We start from the raw sequence: 19,652 nt of genomic DNA on the forward strand, positions 1-19,652 counted from the left end.
GGATGTAGCCGAAAAAAGGATGGCGGGCCCCCGCTCGTTTGCTGGAAACGAATCTCAAAAAAAGCAACGGAAGTAACACAATGACGACAACCGTGGCAAAGACCGGCCCCGTGCCGGACTATGACTACAAAATCGTGCGCCAGTTCACCATCATGTCGGTGGTCTGGGGTGTTTTCGGTATGGCAATGGGGGTGTTGATTGCCGCCCAGCTGGCGTGGCCGCAGCTGAACGACTTCTTCCAGCCGTTCAGCCATTTTGGCCGCCTGCGCCCGCTGCACACCAACGCAGTGATTTTTGCATTCGGTGGTAGCGTGCTGTTTGCTACCTCTTACTACGTGGTGCAGCGCACCTGTCAGACCCGCCTGTGGGGTGGCTGGTTGGTGCCGTTCACCTTCTGGGGCTGGCAGCTGGTGATCGTGCTTGCCGCCATTACGCTGCCGATGGGCCTGACTTCTGCCAAGGAATACGCCGAGCTGGAATGGCCGATCGATATCCTGATCGCGCTGATCTGGGTGGCATACGCCATGGTGTTCTTCGGTACCATTGCCAAACGCCGCACCTCCCACATCTACGTGGCGAACTGGTTTTTCGGCGCCTACATCATCACTATCGCCTGCTTGCACATCGTCAATAACCTGGCGGTACCGGCAGCTGCGTGGAAATCCTATTCCTACTTCGCCGGTACGGCGGACGCGATGATCCAGTGGTGGTACGGCCACAACGCGGTGGGCTTCTTCCTGACCGCGGCCTTCCTCGGCATCATGTACTACTTCGTGCCGAAGCAGGCGGGGCGTCCGGTTTATTCCTACCAGCTGTCCATCGTGCACTTCTGGGCGCTGATCTCCATCTATGTATGGGCCGGTGGTCACCACCTGCACTACTCCGCACTGCCTGACTGGACCCAGAGCCTGGCGATGATCATGTCCGTGATCCTGCTGGCACCGTCCTGGGGTGGCATGATCAACGGCATCATGACTCTCTCCGGTGCCTGGCACAAACTGCGCACCGACCCGACCCTGCGCTTCCTGGTGGTCTCCCTGTCCTTCTACGGTATGTCCACCTTTGAAGGTCCGATGATGTCCATCAAGACAGTAAACGCCCTGTCTCACAACACCGACTGGACTGTGGGCCATGTGCACTCCGGTGCCCTGGGCTGGGTAGCAATGATCTCCATCGGTGCTCTTTATCACCTGGTTCCGATCCTGTTCCACCGCAAGGAAATGTACAGCGTCAAACTGATCAACGCGCACTTCTGGCTGGCGACCGTTGGTACCGTCCTGTACATCGCCGCCATGTGGGTGAACGGTATTACCCAGGGCCTGATGTGGCGCGCGTTTAACGCCGACGGCACCCTGACTTACAGCTTTGTTGAGAGTGTGGTGGCGAGCTATCCGGGCTATGTGGTGCGCTTCATCGGTGGTGCCTTCTTCGTGCTGGGTATGCTGCTGATGGCGTACAACGTCTTCCGCACCATTACCGATAAGGAAAACGCCAAGCAGCAGGACAACACTGTTCCGCTGGCGCAGACGGCATAGGAGTTCAGATCGTGAAGAACCATGACATCGTAGAAAAAAATATCGGTCTGATGATCGTCTTGATCTGTGTCGCCATCAGTTTCGGCGCGCTGGTAGAGATCGTTCCCCAATTCTTCATCAAGGCTAACAAAGAGCCCATTGAGGGTCTGAAGCCCTGGCCGGCGGTAGTGCTGGAAGGTCGCGATATCTACATTCGCGAGGGTTGCCACGTGTGCCACACGCAGATGGTGCGTCCGCTGCGCGCGGAAGTGGAACGCTACGGCCACTACTCCATGTCCCAGGAGTATGTGTACGAGCATCCGTTCCTGTGGGGCTCCAAGCGTACCGGTCCGGACCTGGCCCGTGTTGGTGGTCGCTACTCCGACGAATGGCATCGCGCACACCTGTACAACCCGCGCAACGTGGTACCGGAATCCAACATGCCGGCTTTCCCGTGGCTGTTCGATAACGTCGTGACCGGTGAGCACACTGCCGACAAGATGCGGGCTCTGCGCCTTGCCGGTGTTCCGTACACCGACGAGGATATCGCCAAGGCCAGCCAGCCTTTCGTGGGTGGCAACGTAAAAGAGATCGATGCGCTGGTCGCCTATCTGCAGCAGCTGGGCGTGCTGGTTCAGCAGAAGCGCTAAGGGGTAATCGCTCTTGGATATCGACATTTTGCGTCAGATTGCGGTGGTCCTCGGCTCGGTCGCGTTTCTCGCGGTCTGCTGGTGGGCCTTCTCTCCGAAGCGCAAGAAGCGCTTCGAGGAGGATGCCAAGCTGCCGTTCGCGGACGAAGAGCAATCCATTCGCTCGGCCTACAGTGCCGACAAGAAAAAAACTGATGAAGACTCGGTGGAGAAAAATGGGCGAGGCGATCGTCCCGTAGATATTTCCACAGAGCACAAGAAGGGGCAGGACGAAAAATGACAACTTTCTGGAGTCTGTGGGTAATCGTTCTCACACTCGCCAACCTGGCGCTGGTGTGCTGGGTTCTGTTCGCCAACCGCAAGGTGGCGGTGGACGATCAGCAGGAGCCGGGCAACCAGACCACGGGTCACGTCTACGACGGTATCGAGGAGTATGACAACCCGCTGCCGCGCTGGTGGTTCCTGATGTTCGTTGGCTCACTGGTGTTCAGTGCCATCTACCTGGTGATTTACCCGGGCATGGGTAACTTCAAGGGCGTCAGTGGCTGGACCTCTGTTGGGGAGCTGAATCGCGACCAAGAGAAGGCGATGGAGAAGTTCGATGAGACTTTTGGCAAGTTTGCCGAGATGCCCATCGAGGAAATTGCCCAGAATCGTGATGCCCTGAAAATGGGTGCCCGTATCTTTGCCAACAACTGCTCGGTCTGTCATGGCGCTGACGGTGGCGGCAACTACGGTTTCCCGAACCTGACTGACAGTGACTGGCTGTACGGCGGCAGCCCGGAGAAGATTCTGGAAACCTTGTACAAGGGTCGCCAGGGCCTGATGCCGCCACAGGGGCCGATTATCGGTGAGGAAGGTGTGCGCAACACCGCCGAGTATGTTCTCTCCCTGAACGGCCTGGAGCACAACGCCGAAATGGCGGCCGCGGGCAAGAAGGTATTCGGTCAGGTGTGCATGGCCTGTCACGGTATGGACGCCAAGGGCAACCAGGCCCTGGGCGCACCAAACCTGACTGACAACATCTGGCTCTATGGCAGCAGCCGCGAGCAGATCCAGCACACGATCCGCGGTGGCCGCAGCAACCAGATGCCGGCTCAGGATGACAAGCTTCGCGATGACAAAATTCGACTGGTAGCTGCCTACGTTTACAGTCTGTCACGCCAGGAAGAAGTGGAGCAGTGATCCCTCACTGAGCCATGTAAAGTGGCCCCGCTCTAGCGGGGCCTGACAAGGAAGCGGGCGCGCAGGGACGAAAAACAAAAGCCTCATTGTTGCCAGACGAAGAGTGCTCCCCTGCACCCAGGGCCCGGAGCATAAGTGAGGTTTCTCGTGAGCGATCTGATTCCCACCCGCGAAGAGCAGGAAGGTGATGGCGAAGTGCGCTATCGCATGCTCTACGAATCCGAAGACAAGATTTACACCCGTCACATTCGCGGTCTTTACACGCGCATTCGCAAATATACGGGCCTGCCACTGCTGGCCGCCTTCTTCTTCATTCCCTGGATCAACATCGACGGCCACCAGGCTGTGCACTTCGATCTTCCGGAGCGCAAGTTCCACATTCTCTGGGCTACTTTCGGTCCTCAGGACGGCTTTCTGCTGGCCTGGATCCTGATCATGTCCGCTTTTGCCCTGTTTGCGGTGACGACCTGGCTGGGGCGTGTCTGGTGCGGATTCACCTGCCCGCAGACGGTGTGGACCATGATGTTTATGTGGGCCGAGCGGGTCTGTCAGGGGGACAGGGCCAAGCGGATGAAACTGGATGCGGCACCGATGAGTGCCGAGAAGGCTCTGCGCAAATCTGCGACTTATGCCATCTGGATCTTTATTGCCCTTGCCACCGCGCTGGCTTTTGTTGGCTATTTCTACGGTATCCGCGACCTGGTGGTGGATCTAGCCACCTTCGATGCCCATCCACAGGGGGTGTTCTGGGTCGGCTTCTTTACGCTCGCCACTTTCTTTAACGCCGGATTTATGCGCGAACAGGTGTGCAAGTACATGTGCCCGTACGCCCGTTTCCAGTCGGTGATGTACGACCGCGATACCCTCGCAGTCTACTACGATGCCCGTCGCGGTGAGACCCGCGGCCCGCGCAAGAAGGGGATCGACTACAAGTCCGAAGGCATGGGCGACTGTATCGACTGCTACTGGTGTGTCCAGGTCTGCCCGGTGGACATCGACATCCGTGACGGCATGCAGTACGAGTGCATCAACTGTGGTCTGTGTGTGGATGCCTGTAATAGCGTCATGGACAAGATGGCTTACCCGCGGGGCCTGATTCGCTTCACTTCCGAAGATGAGCTGGAGACCGGCAAGACCAATTACCTGCGGCCACGCCTGTTCGGGTACGCGTTTGTGCTCGTGGCCATGCTGGCGCTCTTCACCCATCAGGTGGCCACCCGGAGTCCGATCGAGGCGGAAGTCCTTCGCGATCGCGGGGCGCGCCTGTATCGCGAATATCGCGGCGATATCCAGAATGTCTATACCGTGAAGATCAACAACATGGATCAGGCCGCCCACGAGTTCAGAATCCGGGTGGAGGGCAAGCCAGGACACGAATATTCCCTTAGAATGCCCCGTCAGATCTATCTCGAGGCCGGGGAGATCTATGCAGTGCCGATCCGGGTCAGCGTGCCCAAGGAGCAGCTGCAGGACACCAAGCACGATATTGATATCATCGTCGAGGCGGTGGATAAGCCGGAGTTGACCGACCGGCACCAGACAGTATTCATCGGCCCCAAACAGTAATAACCCGCCGGCACAAGGGCGCAGCAGCGCGGTTGCCGGCGCTGGATTCCGCAGAGCGGGCGCGGGGCGCAGGGCTGCCAGCCGCCCGCCGTTTCACTGTGAGTAAACTCGTGAACGAACAATCACCAAAACCCTGGTATCGGGAAACCTGGCTGTGGCTGGTGCTCGCACCGCTGATTCTTGTCGTGCTGGTCTCCATGACCATGGTGTCCATCGCCTTCCGCCATGCAGACGACACGGTCAGCGACACCTATTACAAAGACAGCCGCATGTACCACTATACCGCCGGTCAGGATGAGCGGGCGCGGGAGCTGGGGCTCGCCGGTATCTTGCAGTTCAATCCTGATGAGCACCTCATCAGCCTGGACCTGACCGGTGCCATCGAGTACCCCGAGGCCCTGCTGCTGTCCCTCAGCCACCCGGTGGAGGAGGATCTTGATCACCACGTTCGCCTGACCCAGGTATCTGCGGGCCGCTACCAGGGTACCTTCGAGGGTGAACTGCATCACCGCTGGTATCTGCGCCTGATGCCGCAACTCGATCCCAAGCAGCATCTCGAGGCAGATTGGCGGCTCAAGGGCGAGATCAACTTCGAACTGGGGCAGGCCGCGCCGCTGAACCCAGCTGTGCAATGAACGAAACCAGCTGTTTCCACTGCGGCCTGCCGGTACCGGCGGGTAGTCAGCACTCGGTCGTGATCGACGGCGCCGAGCGTCCCATGTGTTGCCCGGGCTGCGAAGCTGTGGCGGGTGCCATCGTCGCCGGTGGCCTCGACAACTTTTACCGTTTCCGCGATACCCCGAATCAGCGCCCGGAAGGGGATGATCCCCGTGATACCCGCTGGGATGCCTTTGATCTGCCGGAACTGCAGCAACAGTTTGTCCGGGACTGGCAGGGCGGAGGTGACAGCGGGCTCAGAATGGCGAGTCTGCTGGTGGGCGGTATTACCTGTGCCGCCTGTGTCTGGCTGATCGAAAAGCATCTCGGCGCCCTGGACGGAGTGGACAGGGTCTCGGTCAATGCCAGTACTCAGCGGGCGCAGATTGTTTTCGACCCGGAAGTGGTGCAGCCCAGCCAGCTGTTTGCGGAACTGGCCCGTGTCGGGTACCGGCCGGCTGCTGCGACGGCGGCCAACAGCGAGGAGTTGATCCAGCAGGAGCGCCGCGCCGCGCTGCGCCGGCTGGGCGTCGCCGGTCTCGGCACCATGCAGGTGATGATGTTTGCCATCGCCCTCTACTTCGGTGAGGCCACCGGCATCGACGCGCAGCTTGAACGCTATTTCCGCTGGGTCTCCCTGTTGGTGGCGACCCCTGTGGTGCTCTACGCCGCGCGACCCTTCTTTTCCGCCGCCTGGCGCAGCCTGCGCAGCCGACATCTCAGCATGGATGTACCGGTCTCCCTGGCCATCGGTCTCGCCTACGCAGCAAGCTTTTATGCGACGGTTTTTGAAACCGGAGATGTGTACTTCGAGTCCATCTCCATGTTCACCTTTTTCCTGTTGCTTGGCCGTACGGTGGAAATGCGCGCGCGACACCGGGCGGGTCTCGCCAGTGGTGGGCTGGCACAGTTATTGCCCCTGACTGCGACCCGGCTCGAAGGGGGTGAAGCCCGCCCCGTACCTGTGGCAGCGCTGGCCGCGGGTGATTGCATCGTATTGCGGCCGGGCGATACGGTACCGGCGGACGGTGAGGTGATCGAAGGTTCCAGCGGTGTGGACGAGTCACTGCTGAATGGTGAATCCGCCCTGCAGCAGAAAACGGTCGGCAGCCGCGTCTACGCGGGCAGCGTCAACGGTGATTCGACCCTGGAGGTACGTGTCACCGCGGCTGGCCAGTCCACCCGTTTGTCCGCGATCGAGCGCCTGGTCGAGCAGGCGCAGCTGGAAAAACCCCAGCAGGTAGCCCTCGCCGACCGTATTGCCGGCGGGTTCGTGGCGGTGGTGTTGCTGGCCGCTGCAGCCGCTTTTGCGTTCTGGTGGCAAGTGGCACCGGAGCGGGCCTTCTGGATTGCGCTGTCTGTGCTGGTGGTGACCTGCCCCTGCGCACTATCCCTGGCGACACCTGCCGCCCTCGCCGCGGCGACCTTGCGGTTGCAGCAGCTGGGTCTGCTGGTGGCTGGCGGTCACCTGCTAGAGACGCTACCGCGGCTGACCCGGGTCGTGTTCGACAAGACCGGGACCCTGACCCGCGGCGAACCGCGAATCCTTGAGATCCAGCTCCTGCGAGATGGCTGGACGGAGCAGCGGGTCAGGGATGTCGCCGCGGCGCTGGAGTCCCGCAGCAACCACCCGCTCGCTCGCGCGTTCCGACCGTGGTTCAACAAGCTTCAGGCGCGGCATCTGGTGATTCACACCGGGTGTGGCATCGAGGGGCAAGTAGACGGTGTTGGCTATCGAATCGGGCGCCCGGATTTCGCCGTGACGGAGCCGGCGGAGCAGCCTGTAGGCGAGGGCCAGTGGCTGTTGCTGGGCGATGATAGTGGTGCCGTGGCCTGGATCGGCCTGGGGGACCAGTTGCGAGCTTCGGCCAGCGCGGCGATTTCCAGGCTCAGAACATCGGGATTGGCACTGGAGTTACTCAGTGGCGATCAGTCTGCGGAAGTGGCGCGCCTGGCGAAACTGGTCGGAGTGGATGAATATCGAGCCGGGGTTTCGCCGGAAGAAAAACTCGAGCGCCTGCGGTCGTTGCAGGCTGGCGGTGATCGTGTGCTGATGGTGGGGGACGGGCTCAATGACGTGCCGGTGCTCTCGGGCGCCGATGCGTCGGTTGCGATGCTCTCCGCCGCCGATCTGGCCCAGTCGCGGGCAGATGCGATTTTGCTGAATGGCGACCTGCGGGTGCTTCCTGACGCGCTGGAACTGGCCGCCAGATCACGGCGGATCATCCGCCAGAATCTGACCTGGGCTCTGGGATACAATGCGCTGGCTTTGCCGCTGGCAGTATGCGGGCTGGTGCCGCCCTGGGTGGCGGCGCTGGGGATGTCAGCCAGCTCCCTGATCGTGGTGCTCAATGCCCTGCGCCTCTCCCGCTGGACGTCGCGGCACCATGTTGCCGGCGACATTATCCCGATGGCGGCGCAAACAGCGAGGTAATCTGTGGACAGCCTGTATTTCCTGATACCCATTGCCATTATTTTCGTGACCATTGCCGTGAAGGTGTTCTTCTGGGCGGTTAACAATGGGCAGTATGACGATCTGGATACGGAGGGCCGGCGCATCCTGTTTGATGACGACGACCCGCGTCCATCTGCCGGCACTGCAAAGCCAGCCGTGAGCGAAAAGGTGGAGGATCGCCAGACTCCAGAGAATAAGAACCCGGAGACGGGGGAGGAGGACCGGTGAGCGATTGGGGTTTTGTCGCCGCGGCGTTGGCCATCGGGTTTTTCGGTAGCAGCCACTGTATCGGAATGTGTGGCGGTATCTCTTCGGCCCTGGGAATGGCTGTACCCGGTCAGAAGCCGGCCTGGGGGCAGCTGGTTTCCTACTCCGCCGGGCGCCTCGGCAGTTATGCCTTGATGGGGGCCATTGCCGGTGCACTGGGTGCGGCGGTACTGCCCACCCTGACCCCCTTGCGCATCGTCGCAGGGCTGATGCTGGTGGCCATGGCTCTCTACATCGCGGGGTGGTGGCGCGGGCTGGTGTGGCTGGAGCGCGGTGGATCGTACCTGTGGCGCTACATTCAGCCACTCAGCCGGCAACTGCTCCCGGTGCACTCCGCCCCGCGGGCGCTGGCGCTCGGGTCCATCTGGGGCTGGCTGCCATGCGGTCTCGTATACAGTGCCCTTACCTACGCCCTGGCACAGGGCGGCAGCGGCGAGGCGGCCCTGGCCATGTTTGCCTTCGGTCTGGGGACAGTGCCGGCTATGTTCGCCACCGGAGCCGCCGGTGCACGGGTGCGGGATCTGGTTCAGCGTCCGCGGGTGCGCCTGCTGATGGCCTTATTGATCCTGCTGTTTGGGCTCTGGACCCTCTGGGGTGCCCTTGGGCACGGCGGCCACTCCGGACACGCTGGGCACAATGCCCCGGCAGCGGAAGCTGTGGAAGAGGGCGGCCACCACCATCATCACTGATTGTTAGTGGTGGCGCTCGCGGTCAGGCTCACACCCGATCGATCATTTCGTCATGTCCCTCCGCCGATGCGCAGTGGGCACAGCAGTAAAATTTTCCCTCGGCCTCAGTGCCGTGCCCCAATATTCGGCAGCTGCAGTGGGAGCACCTGGGCGCCAGAGCCTGTATCGCGCACTCGAAGCTATCGAAGAAGTGTTCCTGATTGTCGATGGTAATCTGCATCGGCTTGTCGTACGCATTCCCGCACGTCTCACATTGTTGCATTGGTCCTTTCCTCGGAGTGTCTGTCCATGGTGCGATCGCACTTCCGCAAGCATAGGTGAAGACACCAAGCCGCCGGGCGCCTTGCTTGGCGGAAAGACAGGCGGCGCGGGTCCGCTCGCCAGGTGGAACTGGGCGCTACAATGTTGGAGTCAGTCACAAAGACAGAGGTCCGGCAATGAGCAGCGAATCCGACCGTTCTGCCTATGAGCAGAAAGCACGCGCCAAATTGAAAGAGTGGAACGCAGAAATCGACAAGCTGTCCGCAAAGGCGGAACAAGCCAGTGCAGACACAAAAATGAAATACCGGGACGAAATCGACAAGCTACAAACCAAGCGCGAGTCGATGAAGAAAAAGCTTGAGCAGCTGCACGGCAAGAGCGGCGATGCCTGGGATGAATTCAAGGACGGCGTCGAGGACGCCTGGACGGATATGAAGCGCTCGATCGAGCGGGCCAGGGACCGACTGAGATAAGTTTTACTGCAACCGGGCCCGAGAGGGGCCCGGATTCTCGGCCTCAGAGATCGATACGCAGAGACAGGTCAATGGCGCGCAGGTGCTTGGTGAGGCTGCCTGAAGAGATGTAATCCGCATCCAGTGCCGCAAGCTGCTGCAATCGATCGGCGTCGACGCTGCCGGAGATTTCGATTTTCGCTTTGCCTTTCGCCAGTGCCAGAGCCTCGCGGGTGTCGGCATCGCTGAACTCGTCCAGCATGATGACGTCCGCACCAGCGGCCAGGGCCTCGCGCAGTTCCTGCAGGTTTTCCACTTCGACTTCCACCAGTGCTTCTGGAGCAATGCCGCGCGCCTGCCGAATGGCTGTGTTGATGCCGCCGGCGGCCGCAATATGGTTCTCTTTGATCAGGAAGGCGTCATAGAGACCGATGCGGTGGTTGAAGCATCCACCGCACAGAACGGCATATTTCTGCGCAGTACGCAGCCCGGGAATGGTCTTGCGTGTATCGAGGATTTTCACTCCGGTACCGGCGGCAAGGGCCGCGAAGCGGGCTGCAGTGGTGGCGGTTCCCGACAGCGTCTGCAGGAGGTTGAGCGCGGTGCGCTCACCGGTCAGGATGGCCCGGGCATTGCCTTCCAGTTCGAAAAGCACACTCTCTGCGGTTACGGAATCGCCGTCCTCACAGTGCCAGCGCAGTTTCAGTTCCGGGTCCAGCTGCCGAAAGACCTCCTCAACCCATGCCCGGCCACAGACGGTGCAGTCCTCGCGGGTGATGACCCGCGCTCGGGCCTCGCGATCGGCTGGAATCAGCTGTGCGGTGATGTCGCCGCTGCCCACATCCTCGTCCAGCGCCTGGCGAACAGTGCGCTTCAGATCCTCGAGCAGGTTGGGGATATCTGTATGTTCCGGTTGCATCGATCGACCTCTTCTTGGAAGAGCGGCATCTTAGCAGAAATCGACCTGGCGAACGTGCTCATAGCGGCAACCGTGCTTTAGCCTCTCCTCTCGCACAGGGCTGTGAGCTGGGTCTCAAATACACTCTTAAGTCGTTGTCGTGCAGTGTCAAAATGGCGTTAGAATGCCGCTGACGCTCGAGCAGCCCACAAGCGAGAAAAGAGGCGGCCAAAAGCGAAGATCGCGGATATACCCAGCTATCGCGGTTAACACTACCAGGACAACGGAATGCCGTCGGGGGCATTCGGGGGACAAGGTGGAGAGTAAGGAGACGACCAATGTGATCTCCCTTTCGGGGAGATCTGGCGATCGCGCAGATGAAAAGGAGCAATGGCTCACTCGGGGCTCGTTGAGCCTGCCCGATACTGTTATCACCCTCAGGGGGAAGGCGAAAGACCTCCTGCTGGAGCGACTCAAACACCTGTTCAGCAAAGTCGATGACTCGCTGTTTTCAATGGCGGAGCGAGCCCATGGTCAGGAAGAGCAGGACGGACTCTTCCAGGCGCTCAGGCTGTTAAGGGTCGAACGGCGCAGTCTTGCCGCCCGCTTTGCGGCAAACATCGAGAATGACTTCCAGCTTCAGGAAACCACTGAAGAGGCTGAAGATCGCTTACTGTCTGAAAATCTTTCCCTGGTCCACAACGATGACCTGGAGCAGATGGTTGCTGTTGAGACCATGGTCACCAACGCCGAGAGAGACTTTGCCGAGCCCCTGGCCGAACTCACACTGCGACTCGACTCCCTCTATCCACTCAAAGTCTTCGAGAAAAATAATCCCCTGCGCCCGGAATCGGTCTGCGATGCGTTCGTAGAGGCTCTGCGTCCGCTGGAAATCCATATTCGCGCACGACTGACCGTGCTGAAGAAATTCGAGCAGGAAGTCATGGTGCGCCTGGGAGAGTTCTACGATGGCTGTAACCAGCTGCTTGTCGATCAGGGGGTTCTGCCGGACCTGAGTCAGCACCGGAGAGCGGCCCGCCGGGAGCAGGCGCGAGCAGGCCAGCCGGAGCCACAAGAAACCACGCCTTCGACAGCGGGCAACTCAGCGGGCCCTGTTGCACAGTCCGGTCAGGGCGGGGCTGGTGTATATGGCCAGGGCACACCCGTGGCTGCGGGCGCGGCAATGCAGCCACCCTCGGCCGGACAGTTTGCCCCCGGGCTACTGCCGCCCACCGCAGGTCTTGCGCCCATGCCGCCATCTGACCTTCTCGGTCATCTCGGCGAGTTGCAGAACTCGGCAACCATCGCCCACGGCTCGGGCGTTCAGTTACTGGATGTCAGTCAGCTTCTGCAACAGCGCCTGGTGGAGGCCAACCAGTCTGCGTCCCTTGCCAAAGTGGACAGTGACATTATCAAGCTGGTCGAGATGCTGTTTTCGTTCATCCTTGAAGACCGGAATCTGGCCGAGCCAATCAAGTCGCAGCTGGGGCGGCTACAGCTGCCTCTTCTCAAAGTGGGCATTGCCGACAAATCGCTGTTCTCCAAAGGCGGGCACCCCGCGCGTAAATTGCTCAATGCCCTTGCCGATGCCGCAACCGGTTGGCAGGCGGGAGAAAGCTACGAGCGAGATCCCCTCTACCGGGAGACCTCGGGGATTGTCGACCGGGTTCTGAATGAGTTCGATCAAGACGTCGGTCTCTTTTCCGAATTGCTGGCTTCATTTCAGGAGTTCATCGCGCGCGAGCGCAAGCGTGCTGAAATGCTCGAACGTCGTGTTGTCGACGAGGCGGACGGCAGGGCAAGAACTCAGGCTGCCAAAGCCCGTGTCGCGGCGGTTGTCGATGCTCTCGTTGCCGAGAGAGATCTGCCGCAGGTGGTACACGACTGGTTGAAAAAGGTGTGGAGTAATGTGCTATTCCTGACTTCGGTAAAAGAGGGAACCGAGTCAGAGGCCTGGAGCCGGGAGGTCCGCACCGCACGTGATCTGGTCTGGAGTGTCCATGCCCCCATGCCGGACAATCGGCAACAGCTTCTCGCGCTCTTGCCTGCGCTGCAGGAACGGCTGAAGGATGGGGTGAAGACTGTGTCCCTGAACCCATTCGAAGCCCGCCGACTGTTTGCCGATTTAAAGGAAATCTATCGTGAACGCTTTGCGCTCGCTCAGCGGCTGCTCGCTGAAACAGAGGTTTCGGAGCAGGTGCAGGTAGAGGAAGAGCCCAATGTTCCCGCTCAGGCAATTAGCCCGGTGGCCGAAAGCATTGAGAGTTCGGAGACTAGTGGTGTCGATGATAATGCGGTGCCCCAGCTCGAGGAGCTGGAGCAGGTCGCGGCAGACGCCGAGGTTTCGGTGTCCCTGCCGACCGAAGACGACGCTCAAGAAGTTGATGAAAATGATGCGCACTGGCAGATGACATTCCGGCTGGCACAGGGTAGCTGGTTTGAATTCAAGCGCACGGCAGATGAACAATTCCGTTGTCGCCTGGCAGCGGTGATCAAGGATATTGATCAGTTTATTTTCGTGAACCGCAATGGTGCGAAAGTTGCCGAATTCACCCGCCTGGAGTTGGCCCTCGCGTTGCGAGAGGTGAGGCTGATGCCCCTTGACGATGGCATGCTGTTTGAGCGGGCACTGCAGTCAGTGATTGGTAATGTACGCAAGAGTCGCGAGACGACAAATTAGCGGCTCTCGCCATGCCCTTTTGATGTCACGGAAAGGCAGGTTGTCATTGGCGCTCAACCTGCTTGTCAATTTGTGACATTTTCATATTTTCTGCCTGCCAATTCTGACTTTCCGCCAAATTGTGGAAAAATTTCGACTAAATGATGGTGTAAGTACCCGCCAACCTCTTGCTTGCTGACAGCATTTCCCGGATATTCTCATCTGCGCTTGTTAACTTTATAAATGCGACGCAGTTCAATTTTTGAACCTGCTCTTTATCAAGTTTCCGCTCGGGGCGGAGACGGTTAATAATCAGAGCGCTGGTTACCTTTTGATCAGTATATTCGATGCATCCGTTCAGGTCAGGACGACCGTCGGAGAAATCCTATTTCTCAGCGCCAGGGTGGCGAGCAGAGGCAATCATGGATACCAATGACTTCCCGCGCGTGGTCGCGTTTTCCGGAAAAAATGTCAATGACTCCGGAAGATCCCGTACTTCCCCTCTACCAAGTAAAGTCGCCAGCGTCCGCGACACCGCCAGTAGCTGGCTATTCGCGCGGGTAAAAGAAATATTCACAGCCGTGGATGACACCCTGTTTGCCACCGCTGAAAAAGTGCTTACCCAGGAAGAGCAGGACGGACTATTTCAGGCTCTGCGGGTATTACGGCTGGAGCGCAACCGGGTCACCGACCGCTTTATCAGTGGGGTTTCCCAGGCATTTGAAGACCTGAATGATCCGCACCGAGCGCGCGAGAACTCCGCTACGCGTGAAGCTGCCGCTGCCGATGGCAGTCTCTCTCTGGTCCAGAATGATGATCTGGAACAGCAGGTGGCCATCAAGACGATTATCGCCGCGGTAAAGCGGGATCACGCAAGCCCCATCGCAGAGCTGACCCTGCGTCTCGATACTCTGCTGCCGTCAAAGGTTTATGACGAGAACATGCCGCTTTCACCGGCGGTGGTTTGTGATGCCTTTATTCAGGCCCTGAGCCCGCTGGATATTCACCTGCGGGCGCGCCTCACCGTACTGAAGAAGTTCGAACAGTTACTGGGCCTGAAACTTGGAACCTTGTACAAGAACTGCAATGACCTCCTGATCGAAAAAGGCGTTCTGCCCGGCCTGAAAGATCCCCTGCTGCACCGCCGCACCAGGAGCGGGAATACCCCGCCGCCGGCACCGCAAGCCAGTGCACCCACAGCCCAGCCGGAACAGGGTGAGCTGGGGGAGCATGCTGTTCAAAACCCCTGGCAGGGCGGCATGGTGCCCGGTGCCGGTCCCGCCTCTGGATTTGGAGTGCCGGCTGCTGGTATGCCAGCTTCTGGCGCAGTCCCGGGCTTTTCTGCACCTTCCGGGGGAATGCCGGCCGCGGCAGGCCCCGCTGCGGGAGCTCAGGGTGGTGCGGGCTCCACCGCTGTGCCTTATGGCTCTGGAGGTATGGTAGGGGGCGCTGGCGTCCCCGGTGGTGCCGCCGGGCAGTCTGGCGGTGGTGCGGGCGGCTACGGCCTGATGCCCGCCTCCGCGGGTGTTGCCCCCATGGCAACTCCAGACCTGTTACAGCACCTGGGTGCGCTCCAGGTCAGCGTGCCCCTTCAGGCGGGCCCTACCGGTCAACTGCTGGATGTCAGTGGCCTGTTGCAGGATCGCCTGGTCGAGTCCAAACAGAAAGCCTCGCTGGAAGAACTCGACAGCGAAGTTATCCGCATGGTGGATATGCTGTTCTCCTTCATGCTGGAGGACCGCAATCTCGCCGAGCCCATCAAGGTTCAGCTCATTCGCCTCCAGCTGCCGCTGCTGAAACTGGCGGTAGCCGACAAGGCGTTCTTCAGTAAAGGCGGCCATCCGGCGCGGAAGTTGTTCAATGCCCTGGCAGATGCCGCCATTGGCTGGCAGCCTGGCGAAAACTTCCGCGAGGAGCCCTTCTACAAAGAGATCTCGCTGATCGTTGAGGAGGTGCTGGAGAAATTCGATCAGGACGAAGGCATATTCGTCCAGTTGCTGGAAGATTTTGAGGCCTTCGTCGATCGGGAGCGTCGTCGCGCCCGGGTGATGGAGCGCCGCTCAGTGGAGGAGGCGCAGGGTAGTGCCCGGGTGGAAGCAGCCAAGGCGCGCGTTGCCGCTGTCTTTGACGCGCTCACCGCCGAGCGCCGGCTGCCCAAGGTAGTACATGTCTGGCTGAACCGGGTCTGGAACAGCGTCCTCTTTCGCACCTGCCTTAAAGAGGGTACTGACAGTGATCAGTGGCGTCGCAATGTCCTGACCGCCCGTGACCTGGTCTGGAGCGTCGTAGCGCCGATGCCAGAAAGCAGTTTCAAGATGCAGCAGTTGCTGCCTGGGCTGCGCAAGCGTCTGGATGAGGGAGCGGCGTCCCTGTCACTGAATGCCGGGGACCGCCAGCGGCTGATGCAGGCGCTGGACCGGCTGTATCGCGAGCGACAGACGCTGGCCGATCGCGTGGAGTCCGAGCGCGAGCGCCGCACCCGCGAGCGCCTGGTGCAGGAACTGCGCCGCGAGGCTGACAGTATTCTTCGTATCCCCGATGTCGCTCCTCAGGAAACGGTCGAGGCCAAGGTGCAGCAGGGAGATATCGCGGCACCGGCAGCCGAAATTTCTGCGTTGGCAGAGGGCGAGCACGCCGACCCCACCGTGGAAGTGGATGTGCAGGAGCTGCTTGATGGCGACGCCGACCTGCCGCGGATGGAGACGCTGGAGCAGGTGGTGCAGGAAGCACCGCAGCGCAAAGAGGCAACCCTCAAGCCGCTGTCGGATTCTGATGAGCACTGGCGGCAGACCTACCACCTGAAAGACAGCTGGTTCATGCTGCACGAGGCTGACAAGGCTCCGGTGCGCTGTCGATTGGCGGCGATTATCCGCGATCTGGATCAGTTTATGTTCGTCAATCGCTCCGGAGCCCGGGTGGCGATTTACAGCCGTTTGCAGCTGGCTCACGCCTTGCGGGAAGAAAAGATGACACCACTGGAACAGGGGCCGCTGTTTGAGCGCGCCCTGCAGCATGTGGTTGGCAATATCGGCGACAGCAAGATCCCTGTCTCCGTCGGTGAGGATGCGGTGTCCGAGCAGGTTTCCGCTGAAGCGCCGGTGCCCGAAGAGGGCTGATTCTCTCGCCCTGCGGTTGGCGACTCCTTCCCCCTCTCCATACAATGGCTTTTTGTCGGCGCCCCTCCGGGGCGCCCGAAGAGGGCTGTTCCTGTCAATGAAGAACTACCGAGTGGAAAATGGCTGGCTGGACGGTGCACGTCGGGTTCCCAGCCCACACTGTAATGACCGTCCGGAAGGTGCTGAGGTCGACCTGCTGGTAATTCACAGTATCAGCTTGCCGCCGGGGCAATATGGAGGGAATTACATCGATGATTTCTTCCAGGGGCATCTCGATACCAGCGCTCACCCCTATTTTGAAGAGATCGGGGGCATGGAGGTTTCCGCGCATCTGCTGATCGATCGCGAGGGTGCTGTCACCCAATACGTGCCTTTTGATCGCCGCGCCTGGCACGCCGGCCAGTCGGAATTCTGTGGGCGTTGTAACTGCAACGACTTCTCTATAGGTATCGAGCTCGAGGGAATTGACACTGATACCTATACAGAAGCGCAGTACCGGGCACTTGCCGATGTTACCAGCGCGATCATGGAAGCCTACCCGGGGATCAGTACCGACACCATTACCGGACACTCCGATATCGCGCCGGGCCGCAAGCTGGATCCCGGCCCCGGTTTTGACTGGCAGCACTACCAACGAGAGCTCGAGCAGGTGCAGAAGGCCTGACGGTTGCCGCCGGCCGGTCATGAGGGTTTTTCCGCCGGCCGGCTAGCGGTATTCTGTAACCTGTCTTTTCCGATCGAGAATAACTATGGCCCTGCTCATTGTGTTGATCGCCCTGGCGCTGGTGCAGCTCTGGGGTTCTGGTGCACCGGTGCACCGGGATGGCTGGTTCCGCTGGTGGCGGCATCGCCTGATGGGATTCCCGGCCCTGCAGCAAAACCCGGGTTTGATGCTGATCGCAGCTGTTCTGCCGCCGGCGCTGCTGGGCGCGGTGATCATGGTCATGGCTGAGGCGCTGCTGGGCTGGCTCGGAATACTGTTCGCTGGCGTGCCCCTACTCCTCTACTGCCTCGGCCGCGGCAACTTCAACGAGATGATCTCCAATTACCTGCGTTACTGGTACCAAGGCGATCTGGCCGCGGCCCGCACGGCGGCCGCGCCCCTGTTGCCACCTCACGAGGAAGAGAGTGCATCCCCGCAGCAACTGCACGAGCAGGTATTTCGCGGCGCGGCCTATTGTGCGTTCGAGCGTCTGTTTGCAGTGCTCTTCTGGTTTATTTTGCTGGGTATCCCCGGCGCACTCCTGTTTCGGCTGAGTGCCCTCTATGCAGAAGAAGAGGGGACTGATAACAGTATGGCTGCCCGTTGGCTGTGGCTGCTCGAGTGGCTGCCGGTCCGGCTGATGGGCTTCAGTTTTGCCATCGTTGGCAACTTCGCGGGCTGCTACCGGGCCTGGCGCCAGTGCCTGACCTGCCGGGAACGGGGTACAGACGAAGTACTGGAAGCGTATCTTGAGGGTGCTCTGGGCGGTATTGACGCCAGTGAGTGCAGTGCCGGATTCGAAGTTGGGGAAGCCCAGCGGGCTTGTGGTGCGCAACTGGAGGGCCTGCAGGCGCTACTGTCGCGCTCACTGTTGCTGTGGATCACGGTGATGGCACTGGTAGTCCTCTTCGGCTACTAACTGGGCCCGGCACCGCTTGCGCAGGGTGAACTGGTACCTAATTTGGAATATTGTTCCAATTGATGGATTGACTTGCCTCCTGGCCGGCAAGATATTGCAGCCGCCAGCAGGCGGGTTGTCCGCGGACAACCGTTATTTCCTGTTGTAAATCGCTATAAAAACCAGAAACGCGGGATAGATTCATGGATGCAGCGACACTGGAGCCCAAGATGGCTACTGAACTTGATTCCAGCCAAGGTACCCATCTCAACGCACCGGCGCTGGTCGCCGGTCTGCGAACTTACTTTCGCAGTGGGACTACCGCTGAACTGAGCTGGCGGCGTCAGCAGCTCGCCCAGCTGCGCAAGATGCTGACGGAGAACGAGAAGCGCTTTCTCGACGCCCTGAAGAGCGACCTCAACAAGGCGCCCCAGGAAGGGTTCATGACCGAAATCTCGGCCGTTGTCGGAGATATCGATCACGCCCTCAAACACCTGAAGCGCTGGGTACGTCCCCGTGGTGTATCGACGCCCATCGTTGCGCAGCCGGGCAAGAGCTACATCCTGCCGGAACCCCTGGGTGTGGTTCTGATTATCGGTGCCTGGAACTATCCGCTGCAGCTGACTCTCTCTCCGCTGGTGCCGGCGATCGCCGCCGGCAACTGCGCCGTGGTCAAGCCATCGGAATTGTCACCGGCCACCTCCGCCCTGATTGCCGAGCTGTTACCCCGCTACCTCGACAGTGACGCCTTTGCCTGCGTCGAGGGCGCGGTCGACGAAACCACCGCGCTGCTGGAGCAGCGCTGGGATCATATTCTCTACACCGGTGGAGGCCATGTCGGGCGTATCGTCATGACGGCGGCGGCCAAACACCTGACGCCGGTTACCCTCGAGCTGGGCGGCAAGAGCCCCTGTATTGTCGCCGACGATGCCGATATCGAGGTCACCGCCCGTCGCATTGCCTGGGGCAAATTCACCAATGCCGGCCAGACCTGTATTGCACCGGATTACCTGTTGTGTACACGGGCCACCGCCGAGCGGCTGTTGCCGGCGATCGAAAAGTCCGTGCGCGACATGTTTGGCGAGAACCCGCGCGAGTCCTCCGATTACGGTCGTATCGTCAACGAACGGCATGCCCGCCGCCTGGCAGCCTATCTCGAAGACGGCGAGGTGTTGTGGGGGGGAGAGGTGGACCCGGAAAGCCGCTATGTGGCGCCGACACTGATCCGCAACGCCGGGCCCGAGACGCCAGTGATGCAGGAGGAAATTTTCGGCCCCATCCTGCCAGTGGTGGAGCTGGATGATTTCAGCCGCGTGGAAGAGTTTGTCAACGAGCGGGAAAAGCCGCTCGCCCTCTATGTGTTCACCCAGGACCAGGCCACCGCTGACCGGATTCTGCGTCGTTGCAGTTCGGGTAATGCCTGTGTGAACGACTGCATGATGTTCATGGCGGCGCATGACTTGCCCTTCGGCGGCGTGGGGCCCAGTGGCATGGGCGCCTACCACGGTGAGCACGGCTTCAAGACGTTCAGCCACTACAAAGCCGTGATGAAGCGCAAGAATATTCTCGACCTGAGTGTGCGCTACGCGCCATTCAGTACTTTCAAGTTCAAGCTGTTGCGCTGGCTGCGCTGAGTCCCCACCATTTATGTGCAAAGTCCGGCCGCTGCGGCCGGACTGGCG

16 protein-coding genes are annotated in these 19,652 nt (G+C 60.3%); 15 read left to right on the forward strand and 1 reads right to left on the reverse strand.

Annotation, left to right across the window (positions count from 1 at the left end; genetic code table 11):
- Positions 1–80: 80 nt before the first annotated feature.
- From ccoN to AUP74_RS09505, 10 genes are all read left to right on the forward strand, one after another.
- Positions 81–1,535, forward strand: coding sequence for a cytochrome-c oxidase, cbb3-type subunit I (gene ccoN / locus AUP74_RS09455; RefSeq protein WP_069947365.1), 1,455 nt, complete (start codon positions 81–83; stop codon positions 1,533–1,535).
- An 11-nt stretch (positions 1,536–1,546) separates the two neighbouring features.
- Positions 1,547–2,164: a cytochrome-c oxidase, cbb3-type subunit II gene (ccoO, locus tag AUP74_RS09460; protein ID WP_069947366.1), complete on the forward strand. Its 618-nt coding sequence runs from the start codon at positions 1,547–1,549 to the stop codon at positions 2,162–2,164.
- 13 nt (positions 2,165–2,177) lie between these two features.
- On the forward strand, positions 2,178–2,444 hold the full coding sequence (locus AUP74_RS09465; RefSeq protein ID WP_069947367.1) for a CcoQ/FixQ family Cbb3-type cytochrome c oxidase assembly chaperone: 267 nt from the start codon (positions 2,178–2,180) through the stop codon (positions 2,442–2,444).
- Entirely contained in the window at positions 2,441–3,349 is a 909-nt protein-coding gene (gene ccoP, locus AUP74_RS09470; RefSeq protein ID WP_193427332.1) for a cytochrome-c oxidase, cbb3-type subunit III, read from the forward strand. The genes AUP74_RS09465 and ccoP overlap by 4 nt, the downstream gene beginning before the upstream one ends.
- Before the next feature lie 147 nt (positions 3,350–3,496).
- Positions 3,497–4,915 (forward strand): cytochrome c oxidase accessory protein CcoG, encoded by a 1,419-nt coding sequence (gene ccoG / locus AUP74_RS09475; protein WP_069947368.1) that lies wholly within the window; start codon positions 3,497–3,499, stop codon positions 4,913–4,915.
- A gap of 110 nt (positions 4,916–5,025) precedes the next feature.
- Positions 5,026–5,550 (forward strand): FixH family protein, encoded by a 525-nt coding sequence (locus tag AUP74_RS09480; protein WP_069948803.1) that lies wholly within the window; start codon positions 5,026–5,028, stop codon positions 5,548–5,550.
- The gene (locus AUP74_RS09485) at positions 5,547–8,006 is read left to right on the forward strand and encodes a heavy metal translocating P-type ATPase (protein ID WP_069947369.1); all 2,460 of its coding nucleotides are present in this window, start codon (positions 5,547–5,549) and stop codon (positions 8,004–8,006) included. The genes AUP74_RS09480 and AUP74_RS09485 overlap by 4 nt, the downstream gene beginning before the upstream one ends.
- 3 nt (positions 8,007–8,009) lie before the next feature.
- The gene (gene ccoS / locus AUP74_RS09490) at positions 8,010–8,255 is read left to right on the forward strand and encodes a cbb3-type cytochrome oxidase assembly protein CcoS (protein ID WP_069947370.1); all 246 of its coding nucleotides are present in this window, start codon (positions 8,010–8,012) and stop codon (positions 8,253–8,255) included.
- Positions 8,252–8,983: a sulfite exporter TauE/SafE family protein gene (locus AUP74_RS09495; RefSeq protein ID WP_069947371.1), complete on the forward strand. Its 732-nt coding sequence runs from the start codon at positions 8,252–8,254 to the stop codon at positions 8,981–8,983. Before ccoS ends, AUP74_RS09495 begins: the two co-directional genes overlap by 4 nt.
- 437 nt (positions 8,984–9,420) lie before the next feature.
- The gene (locus AUP74_RS09505; RefSeq protein ID WP_069947373.1) at positions 9,421–9,717 is read left to right on the forward strand and encodes a sll1863 family stress response protein; all 297 of its coding nucleotides are present in this window, start codon (positions 9,421–9,423) and stop codon (positions 9,715–9,717) included.
- 43 nt (positions 9,718–9,760) lie between these two features.
- Here AUP74_RS09505 and nadC read toward each other — a convergent pair whose 3' ends face one another.
- Positions 9,761–10,615 carry a carboxylating nicotinate-nucleotide diphosphorylase gene (gene nadC / locus AUP74_RS09510; protein WP_069947374.1) on the reverse strand — a complete coding sequence of 285 codons (855 nt, stop codon included), beginning with the start codon at positions 10,613–10,615 and terminating at the stop codon, positions 9,761–9,763.
- Between the two features lie 295 nt (positions 10,616–10,910).
- Here nadC and AUP74_RS09515 point away from each other — a divergent pair, with 295 nt between their 5' ends.
- From AUP74_RS09515 to AUP74_RS09535, 5 genes are all read left to right on the forward strand, one after another.
- Positions 10,911–13,274 carry a DUF1631 domain-containing protein gene (locus tag AUP74_RS09515; protein ID WP_069947375.1) on the forward strand — a complete coding sequence of 788 codons (2,364 nt, stop codon included), beginning with the start codon at positions 10,911–10,913 and terminating at the stop codon, positions 13,272–13,274.
- A 401-nt stretch (positions 13,275–13,675) separates the two neighbouring features.
- Positions 13,676–16,369, forward strand: coding sequence for a DUF1631 family protein (locus tag AUP74_RS09520; protein ID WP_069947376.1), 2,694 nt, complete (start codon positions 13,676–13,678; stop codon positions 16,367–16,369).
- A gap of 97 nt (positions 16,370–16,466) precedes the next feature.
- Entirely contained in the window at positions 16,467–17,033 is a 567-nt protein-coding gene (gene ampD / locus AUP74_RS09525; RefSeq protein ID WP_069947377.1) for a 1,6-anhydro-N-acetylmuramyl-L-alanine amidase AmpD, read from the forward strand.
- 85 nt (positions 17,034–17,118) lie between these two features.
- On the forward strand, positions 17,119–17,991 hold the full coding sequence (ampE, locus tag AUP74_RS09530; protein WP_069947378.1) for a regulatory signaling modulator protein AmpE: 873 nt from the start codon (positions 17,119–17,121) through the stop codon (positions 17,989–17,991).
- A gap of 209 nt (positions 17,992–18,200) precedes the next feature.
- Positions 18,201–19,604 carry an aldehyde dehydrogenase family protein gene (locus AUP74_RS09535; RefSeq protein WP_069948804.1) on the forward strand — a complete coding sequence of 468 codons (1,404 nt, stop codon included), beginning with the start codon at positions 18,201–18,203 and terminating at the stop codon, positions 19,602–19,604.
- The last annotated feature ends 48 nt before the right edge of the window (positions 19,605–19,652 follow it).

Source organism: Microbulbifer aggregans (genome assembly GCF_001750105.1).
Classification (GTDB): domain Bacteria; phylum Pseudomonadota; class Gammaproteobacteria; order Pseudomonadales; family Cellvibrionaceae; genus Microbulbifer; species Microbulbifer aggregans.

Coding starts and splice junctions, on each gene's coding strand:
- ccoN (WP_069947365.1), top strand. CDS start 81: ATGACGACAACCGTGGCAAAGACCGGCCCCGTGCCGGACTATGACTAC.
- ccoP (WP_193427332.1), top strand. CDS start 2,441: ATGACAACTTTCTGGAGTCTGTGGGTAATCGTTCTCACACTCGCCAAC.
- AUP74_RS09485 (WP_069947369.1), top strand. CDS start 5,547: ATGAACGAAACCAGCTGTTTCCACTGCGGCCTGCCGGTACCGGCGGGT.
- AUP74_RS09505 (WP_069947373.1), top strand. CDS start 9,421: ATGAGCAGCGAATCCGACCGTTCTGCCTATGAGCAGAAAGCACGCGCC.
- nadC (WP_069947374.1), bottom strand. CDS start 10,615: ATGCAACCGGAACATACAGATATCCCCAACCTGCTCGAGGATCTGAAG.
- AUP74_RS09520 (WP_069947376.1), top strand. CDS start 13,676: ATGGATACCAATGACTTCCCGCGCGTGGTCGCGTTTTCCGGAAAAAAT.
- ampD (WP_069947377.1), top strand. CDS start 16,467: ATGAAGAACTACCGAGTGGAAAATGGCTGGCTGGACGGTGCACGTCGG.
- ampE (WP_069947378.1), top strand. CDS start 17,119: ATGGCCCTGCTCATTGTGTTGATCGCCCTGGCGCTGGTGCAGCTCTGG.
- AUP74_RS09535 (WP_069948804.1), top strand. CDS start 18,201: ATGGCTACTGAACTTGATTCCAGCCAAGGTACCCATCTCAACGCACCG.